This is a genomic window from Stackebrandtia sp., assembly GCF_035643755.1.
GTDB lineage: Bacteria > Actinomycetota > Actinomycetes > Mycobacteriales > Micromonosporaceae > Stackebrandtia.
This window is the reverse complement of the sequence record NZ_DASQPW010000076.1, coordinates 1-8,230: the sequence shown is the minus strand read 5'-3', so window position 1 is coordinate 8,230 and position 8,230 is coordinate 1. Positions and strand designations below refer to the sequence as shown.

General features: G+C 69.4%; 7 protein-coding genes and 1 pseudogene. 4 read left to right on the top strand and 4 right to left on the bottom strand.

The genetic code is table 11. The annotated features are described in order from the left end of the window. The 3 genes and pseudogenes from VE172_RS05560 to VE172_RS05550 form a co-directional block, all read right to left on the bottom strand. Positions 1–315: pseudogene (locus VE172_RS05560) on the bottom strand (ABC transporter substrate-binding protein); the annotation flags it as partial. Between the two features lie 54 nt (positions 316–369). Continuing rightward, positions 370–1,125: an amino acid ABC transporter ATP-binding protein gene (locus VE172_RS05555; RefSeq protein WP_324798328.1), complete on the bottom strand. Its 756-nt coding sequence runs from the start codon at positions 1,123–1,125 to the stop codon at positions 370–372. A 188-nt stretch (positions 1,126–1,313) separates the two neighbouring features. After that, a complete protein-coding gene (locus tag VE172_RS05550; RefSeq protein WP_324798325.1) occupies positions 1,314–1,922 on the bottom strand; it encodes a TIGR03085 family metal-binding protein in 609 nt (202 codons plus the stop codon). Between the two features lie 259 nt (positions 1,923–2,181). Between VE172_RS05550 and VE172_RS05545 the strand changes: the two genes are divergently transcribed. Genes VE172_RS05545 through VE172_RS05535 form a run of 3 tightly spaced genes read left to right on the top strand, consistent with a single transcriptional unit; the run spans position 2,182 to position 6,331 of the window. After that, positions 2,182–3,981, top strand: a complete 1,800-nt coding sequence (locus tag VE172_RS05545; protein WP_349258269.1) for an ABC transporter ATP-binding protein — start codon at positions 2,182–2,184, stop codon at positions 3,979–3,981. Beyond that, positions 3,978–5,768, top strand: coding sequence for an ABC transporter ATP-binding protein (locus VE172_RS05540; protein WP_324798319.1), 1,791 nt, complete (start codon positions 3,978–3,980; stop codon positions 5,766–5,768). Before VE172_RS05545 ends, VE172_RS05540 begins: the two co-directional genes overlap by 4 nt. Positions 5,769–5,794: 26 nt before the next feature. Then, positions 5,795–6,331, top strand: a complete 537-nt coding sequence (locus tag VE172_RS05535; protein WP_324798316.1) for a GNAT family N-acetyltransferase — start codon at positions 5,795–5,797, stop codon at positions 6,329–6,331. A gap of 30 nt (positions 6,332–6,361) precedes the next feature. On the opposite strand, the gene VE172_RS05530 is transcribed toward VE172_RS05535, so the two are convergent. After that, the gene (locus VE172_RS05530) at positions 6,362–6,901 is read right to left on the bottom strand and encodes a hypothetical protein (protein WP_324798313.1); all 540 of its coding nucleotides are present in this window, start codon (positions 6,899–6,901) and stop codon (positions 6,362–6,364) included. 93 nt (positions 6,902–6,994) lie between these two features. Between VE172_RS05530 and VE172_RS05525 the strand changes: the two genes are divergently transcribed. After that, the coding region (locus VE172_RS05525) for a DEAD/DEAH box helicase (RefSeq protein ID WP_324798310.1) at positions 6,995–8,230 on the top strand (1,236 nt) is incomplete at its 3' end.

Here is an 8,230-nt window from a genome sequence, read left to right as displayed (position 1 = left end):
GTCGCCGAAGATGCGGGTCGACAGCAGGCGCGCCTGCTCGATGTCGAACCCGGAGTACGTGTCACCCTGCTTGTTGCCGATCAGCGGCTGGTCGACCTTGACACCGACGATGATCTTGCCGCGCTTCTTGATCTTCTTGATCAGCGGGCTGGAGTTGATGTCGGACGCCGAGGCCTGGGTCATGGAGTACTCCCCGACCTTCTTCTTGGCCTCGTCCTGCTTCTCTTTGTCCTTACTGGCCTGACCGGCACAGGCGGACAGGGCCAGGGCGAGCACTGCAACACCGGCAATGGCGGCTTTGCGGAACGTTCGCATTTGTGCCTGTTTCCTTTCGAATGAGTAAAGGCAATTGCCCGGACGGACAGTACCTCAGTGAGACAACACTTTGGACAGAAAGTCTTGGGCGCGTTCGGTCTGAGGGTTGTCGAAGAAGTCCGCCGGGGCGGCCTCCTCGACGATGGCGCCGTCGGCCATGAACACCACGCGGTTGGCGGCGCGGCGGGCGAAGCCCATCTCGTGGGTCACCACGACCATGGTCATGCCCTCGCGAGCCAGGTCCTGCATGACGTCCAGGACCTCGTTGATCATCTCGGGGTCCAGGGCGGAGGTGGGCTCGTCGAACATCATGAGCACCGGGTCCATCGCCAGGCCGCGCGCGATGGCCACGCGCTGCTGCTGGCCGCCGGACAATTGCGCGGGGTAGTTGTCGCCCTTGTCGGACAGGCCGACCCGTTCCAACAGCTGGTTGGCCCGTTCGTTGGCCTTCGCCTTGGGGATGCCGCGCACCTTGGTCGGTCCCAGCGTGATGTTCTCGCGGACCGTCAGGTGGGCGAACAGGTTGAAGTGCTGGAACACCATTCCCACGTCGGAGCGCAGCTTCGCCAGCTCGCGTCCCTCCGCGGGAAGCGGCTTGCCGTTGACCTCGACGGAGCCGCCGTCGTCAATGGTCTCCAGACGGTTGATGGTGCGGCACAGGGTCGATTTTCCCGACCCGGACGGTCCGATGAGCACGACCACTTCGCCGGGGTTCACGGTCAGGCTGATGTCCTTGAGCACGTGAAGCGACCCGAAGTGTTTGTTCACATCGGTGAGTTGGACGAGCGGTGCCTTGGTCTCTGTGTCCATTCGTGTCCCTGAGTCGAAGTGGCCGGCATAGAAAGCCGGACGTTGGGGCAAATCGAAAGTCTAAGTTGGTGCCCTGGGAATGTTAGTGTGCCAGCTCACCAAGAATCCGCCGACCCGGCTGTGAAACGGAATGCCGACGAAGCGATAACGACACGATAACGGGGCGAAGTATTGTCCGTTTTGCCTGGTCAAATTCCCAGGCGCGCCTCACGGAGGGTCTGGGCGGCCTCGCCGTCGATGGTGACCTTGGCGCGCTGTCCGCGGCCGAAGCAAAACAGCACGATCTCGCCGGGCTCGCCCGTGAGGGTCGCCTGCGGGGCGCCCTTGCCGATCACGCGGTGGCCGTGATCCGGGCTGACGAGCTTCACGGTGAGACCGGTGGGGCGCAACAACAGGCGCGTCATGGAGGCCATGCCCCACAGGGCCTCGGCGGTCGGGCGGGGAAGTTGGCGGGGCGTCCAGCCGAGCTGGGCGCGGCGGACGTCCTCGTGGTGGACGAACCACTCCACGACGTTGAAGGGGGCGCGGGCGACGACGTTCCACCACGGCGGGTTGCGGACCAGGTCGATCAGGGCGTCGTAGTCGCGGCCGGCGTAGCCCAGCCGCACCTTTTCCGTCCAGGACGCGAATGCCGGGATCATCAGGCCCGGCATGGAATCCAGGCGGTGGTCGCGCACGGCGAGGTGGGCCGCCAGGCCGCGGGTGTTCCAGCCGTCGCACAGGGTCGGCGCTTCGGGCCCGCTGTCGAGGAGGAGTTGCGCGAGTTCTTGCCGTTCCAGATCGGCTGGCGAAGTCATGTCGTCATGATGACAGTCCGCGGCGGGAATGTCGGAGGCGACGCTTAGGTTGGGGACGGTGGAGTGCCCGCCCAACCTCATCGGCTTTTGTGTGACTTCGATCGCGGCGTCGGGCCGGGTCCACACGTCACGCGGGACGTAAGGACCAAACGAGGTTGCGGTGCCGACACTCGCGCGTCAGGATAGCTGCCGCGAGCGCGTGCCCGGCTCGCGAAAATCCCCGGAGGTGTGTGTGGACGAGGCGGTCAGCAGCAAAGGCATCGTGTGGCGCGGCATTCGCGTCCTGGCCAAGGCCACGCGCATGGAGCCCGCCCCCTTCGCCGTCGGCGTCATGGGGGCGATCGTCTACTCGGGAATCACCCTGGCCGGCGCGTACGTCTCCGGCGCCATCATCGACCAGGTGGTCGCGCCGTCGGTGCGCGAGCACAAGCCCGCGCTGCTGGCGCTGGGCGTCGGCGTGGTGGTGCTGGCCGCGGTGACGCTGATGAAGATCGGCGGCATGATCGCGCGGCGCCTGGGCGCCGGCGCCATGCAGTTCGGGTTGCAGGCCAGCCATCGCCGCCGGGTCACCCGGCGCTACCTCGACCTGCCCGTGTCGTGGCATCACCGCCACCAGACCGGAATGCTGCTGTCCAACGCCAACGCCGACGTCGAGGCCGCGTTCATCCCGATCGCGCCGCTGCCGTTCGCCGTGGGCACCCTCGTGATGCTGGCCATCGCCATGGTCGCGCTGTACGTCACCGACTGGGCGCTGGCCCTGGTGGGCACCGCGATCTTCCCCCTGCTGTTCATCGTCAACGTGCTGTACGCCCGCAAGATGTCGCCGCGGATGACCCGGGCGCAGCGGCTGCGCGCCGAGGTGTCGGCGGTCGGGCACGAGAGCTTCGACGGCGCGCTGGTCGTCAAGACCATGGGTCGGGAGGCCGAGGAGACGATCCGCTTCGCCGGTTCCTCCGACGACCTGCGCGACTCGCTGATCCGGGTGGGTCGGCTGCGCGGGCTGTTCGACCCGGTGATGTCGGCGCTGCCCGACATCGGCACGCTCGGCGTGCTGGTGGTGGGGGCCTGGCGACTGTCCACCGGGGACATCGGGGTGGCCGAGATCGTGTCGGTGACGTTCCTGTTCTCGGTGCTGGCGTTCCCGATCCGGGCGATCACGTGGGTGCTGGGCGACCTGCCGCGCGCCGTGGTCGGCTGGGAGCGGGTGTACGGCGTCATGGAGTCCACCGGGGACATGGAGTACGGAACCGCCGAGGTCGCGCCGAGCGACGCGGCGGCCGGCCTGGAGTTCTCGGACGTGTCTTTCTCCTATGCCGACGGCACCCCGGTGCTCACCGACGTGACGCTGACCGTGGAGCCCGGCAAGACCGTGGCCCTGGTGGGCCCCACCGGTTCCGGCAAATCCACCATCGCCTCGCTGGCCACCCGGCTGGTCGACCCCGACGGCGGAACGGTGCGCATCGACGGCACCGACGTCCGCGAACTCACCCACGCCAGCCTGGCCGCCACGACCGCGCTGGTGCCGCAGGTGCCGTTCGTGTTCGACGACAGCATTCGCGACAACATCATCCTCGACCGCGACATCGCCGACGCCGACACCGCCGTGTGGGAGGCGCTGCGGGTGGCGCAGGCCGACGGGTTCGTGGCCAAGCTCGACAACTCGGTCGACACCCAGGTGGGGGAGCGCGGCACCTCCCTGTCGGGCGGGCAACGCCAGCGGCTCACCCTGGCGCGGGCCTTGGCGGGCCGTCCCCGGCTGCTCATCATGGACGACGCCACCAGCGCCGTCGACCCGAAGGTGGAGGCGGCGATCCTGGCGGGCCTGCGCGGCGGCGACCGCCCGGCCTCGGTGCTCGTGGTGGCCTACCGCCGCGCCACCATCGCGCTGGCCGACGAGGTGGTCTACCTGGAGCGCGGACGCGTGGTGGCGCGCGGCACCCACGAGCGCCTGCTGGCCGGGGTCCCCGGCTACGCCAACCTGGTCACCGCCTACGAGCGGGCCGAGGCCGAGCGCGAGGCCGAGGGCGACTTCAACGAGGACGCGGAGGTGTCGGCATGACCACTGTGGACGAAAAATCGAAGGACAGGGTCAGGCCCTTCGCCGTCCTGAAACGGGGACTGGCCCTGTCGCCCGAGCTGCGGCGCGGGCTGGTCGGGACGCTGGCGCTGGCCGTGGTCACCACCATCGGCAAGGGCGTGGTGCCCGTGGCCGTCCAGCAGGGGATCGACCGGGGCCTGATCGTCAAGGGCGGCCCCGACTTCGACGTCGTCATCACCGTGTCGGTCATCGGCGTGGCGGTGCTGCTGATCTCCGTGATCGCGGGCTACCTGATGAACGTGCGGCTGTTCACCACCTCCGAGACCGCCCTGGCCTCGCTGCGCGCCCGGACCTTCCGCCACATCCACGACCTGTCGATGCTGCACCAGCAGGGGGAGCGGCGCGGGGCGCTCACCGCGCGGGTGACCACCGATGTGGACCAGATCAGCCAGTTCCTCCAAACGGGAGGGATCATCCTGGTGGTGTCGATCGGCCAGGCGCTGATGGCCACGGCGATCATGGCGGTGTACTCGTGGCCGCTGGCGATCGTGGTGTGGCTGTCGTTCGTCCCCCTGGCGCTGATGATGCGGCACCTGCAGAACTCGCTGGCCTCGGCGTACAAGAAGGTGCGCGAGAAGGTCGCGGTCATGCTCGGCGCCATCGGCGAGACCGTGGTCGGCGCGTCGGTGATCCGCTCCTTCGGGGTCGCCGACCGCACCTCGGAGCGCATCGACTCCTCGATCGACGACTTCCGCGGCGCCCAGTACAACGCCCTGAAGCGCAGCGTGTGGAGCTTCGCCGTCGGCGAGGCCGTCAACGGGTTCGCCCTGGCCGCGGTGGTGATCGCCGGGGTCTTCCTGGGCGCGGGCGGGAACATCACCGTCGGCGAGCTGACGGCGTTTCTGTTCCTGGTGACGCTGTTCGTGCAGCCGATCCAGATCGCCACCCAGATCCTCAACGACGGCCAGAACGCGGTGTCGGGCTGGGGGCGGGTGCTGGACATCCTCGAGACCGAGCCCGACGTCGCCGACCCCGGCGACGACGGCGCGAACCTGCCGCGCGGCGCGGTCGCCGTCGACTTCGCCGACGTCGCGTTCGCCTACCCGGGCGGGCCGCTGGTGCTGTCCGACATCAACGTGTCGATCCCGCCGCGCGCCAAGATCGCGGTGGTCGGCGAGACGGGCAGCGGCAAGACCACCTTCGCGAAGCTGCTGACCCGCCTGATGGACCCGAAGTCGGGGACCGTGAAGCTGTCGGGGGTGCCGCTGACGGAGGTGACGTTCGAGTCGCTGCGGCGCCGCGTCGTCATGGTGCCGCAGGAGGGCTTCCTGTTCGACTCCACCGTGGCCGAAAACGTCCGCTTCGCCAAGCCCGACGTCACCGACGCCGAACTGTATGTGGCGTTCTCCGAACTCGGCCTGTCGGACTGGGTCGACGGCCTGCCCCGTGGACTCGACACCCAGGTCGGCGAGCGCGGCGAGTCGCTCAGCGTGGGCGAGCGGCAGCTCGTGGCGCTGGCCCGCGCCTACGTCGCCGACCCCGACCTGCTGGTGCTCGACGAGGCCACCAGCGCCGTCGACCCCGCCACCGAGGTGCGTCTGGCCAGCGCGCTGGACGCGGTGACCCGCGGCCGCACCACGGTGATCATCGCGCACCGCCTGTCCACCGCCGAGGCCTCCGACGAGGTCCTGGTGTTCGACGCGGGGCGCATCGTCCAGCGTGGACGGCATCGGGACCTGGTGACGGAACGGGGCTCGATCTACGCGGGCCTGCACGACTCGTGGGTCGCCCAGACCAGGTCGGTGTGACGCGGCATCGGTGGCACCATTGACCGATGGTTGAGTCCACTGTCGCCTTGCGGCCGATCGTGTCGGCGGACTGGCGCGTGTTGCACGAGTGGGGCAGCGATCCGCGGGTGTGCCGCTATCAGGCCTGGGGACCAAATACGTGGGACGACTCGCGGGAGTTCACCGCGCGGGCGGCGGCCGCCTGGGACGCCGATCCCTTGGCGCGCAGGGTGTACATCGCCGAGTCGGGCGGCGACGTCGTCGGCAGCGGCGAGCTGCGGGTGCACAGCCGCCGCCACGGCCAGGGGGAGATCCAGTACCTCGTCCACCCGCGACACTGGCGGCGCGGCCTCGGCACCGCGATCGGGCGGCTGCTGCTGCGCGTCGGGTTCGAAGACCTTGGGCTGCATCGGATATACGGCACCTGCGACCCGCGCAACGCGGGCTCGGTGAAGATCCTGCGGGCGCTGGGCATGACGTACGAGGGCAGGCTGCGGCACACCCTCAGGCTGCGGGACGGGTGGCGCGACTCCGACGTGTTCGGCATCCTCGATAACGAATGGGCCGGGGAAAACGCGGCATAGCGGCGTCCCCGGCCCGTTCGAAGTCGCGAGCTATTCGCGGACCCAATTGCCGCGCTCGAACTTGCAGCCGCCACAGTTGTAGTACGTGACGTCCCAGTGGTTGTTCTCGTCGTAGTAGATGTTGCCGGCGGGGGACTTCCACTTGCTGCCGCCGATGGACGTGTAGTGACCCGTGACGTAATTCGTCAGGCAGGACGTGCGCTGCAGGTCGAGCTTGTAGCCGTTCCAGTGGCTGTAGGTGCCCGACGCGTGCCCTGTCTCGGTGCCACCGGTGATGTTGATGGCGCACTTGGACGCGCCCTTCAACGTGATGGCACCCTTCACGGTGTCCGAGTTGATCTGTTCGAACGAGGTGCAGTGCGCGTTGTTGCGGTCGGTGCAGCCGCCGCTGGAGGACCAGGTGATCCCGGCGTCGCGGAACTGCTTTTCGGCCTGTGCCTGGGTCAGTTTCGACATGGATCCGACGTCGTCCGCTGAGGCCATGGACGGTGCCGTGATCGCGATCGTCGCCGCCACACCGACTCCCAGTACCGACGCGACGATCGCCGCTCGGAACCTGGTGATCTTCATGGTGGGAGGTACCTCTCCTGTTGGGAATGTTGGGCAGCAACAGGGTGGCGCATCCGTCAATAGATAGTCCATACCAGCGCTGCGGTGACGGCCATGCGGCACACTGACGTGGTGCTTTGTCCCGACAGCGATCTTCCCGTGGCGCGTGTGCTCGACGACCTACGGGAAACCTTGTCCCGCAACGGGTCGGCCGTCCTGGTGGCCCCGCCTGGGTCGGGGAAGACCACATTGGTCCCGCTGGCGCTGGCCGACCGCGCGCGCGGTCGCGTCATCGTGGCCGAGCCGCGACGCGTGGCCGTGCGCGCCGCCGCCCGCCGCATGGCCCAGCTGTCGGGAACCCGTGTGGGGGAGGAGATCGGGTACACGGTGCGCGGGGAGCGCAAGGTGTCGCGGCGAACGCGCGTCGAGGTGGTCACGACGGGGGTGCTGGTGCAGCGCCTGCAGCGCGACCCCGAACTGTCTGGTGTGGACGCCGTGATGCTCGACGAATGCCACGAACGCCACCTCGACACCGACCTGGCGCTGGCCTTCACCGCCGACGTCCGCGCCAACCTGCGCGAGGACCTCGCGCTGTTGGCCGCCTCCGCGACCGCCGACGCCGAACGACTGTCGGCCGCGCTCGGCGCCGCCCCGATCGTGTCCGCCGAGGCCCGACCTCACCCCGTCGACGTCCGCTGGACCCCGCCGCCGCGGCCCGTCACCCCGCCCCACGGGCTGTGGGTCGACCCGAAGCTCCTGGACCACGTCGCCGCCACCGTCCGCCTGGCCCTGCGGGAACGCGACGGCGACGTCCTCGTCTTCCTGCCGGGCGCGGGCGAGATCCGTCAGGTCCACCGTCGACTATCCGATCTCGACTCGATCGACCTGCTCACATTGCACGGCAGCCAAAGCGGCGACACCCAGGACGCCGCACTGCGCCTGGGACCCCGCCGACGCGTCGTGTTGGCCAGTGCCGTCGCCGAGTCCAGCCTCACCGTGCCCGGCGTGCGCGTCGTCGTCGACGCGGGCCTGTCCCGCCAACCCCGCACCGACCTGTCGCGCGGCCTCGACTCGCTGGTCACCGTCGCCGAACCCCGCGACTCCGCCGAACAACGCGCGGGACGCGCCGCCCGCGAGGCCCCGGGAACCGTCTACCGCTGCTGGTCGGCGGCCGACCACGAGCGCCTCCCCGCCCGCGCCCTCCCCGACATCGCCACCGCCGACCTCACCGCCTTCGTCCTGCAACTCGCCCGCTGGGGCAGCGCGGACGGCCACGGCCTCGCCCTGCTCGACCCGCTGCCCGAGGCCGCCGCCACCGTCGCCGCGGCCACGCTGCGCTTCCTCGGCGCC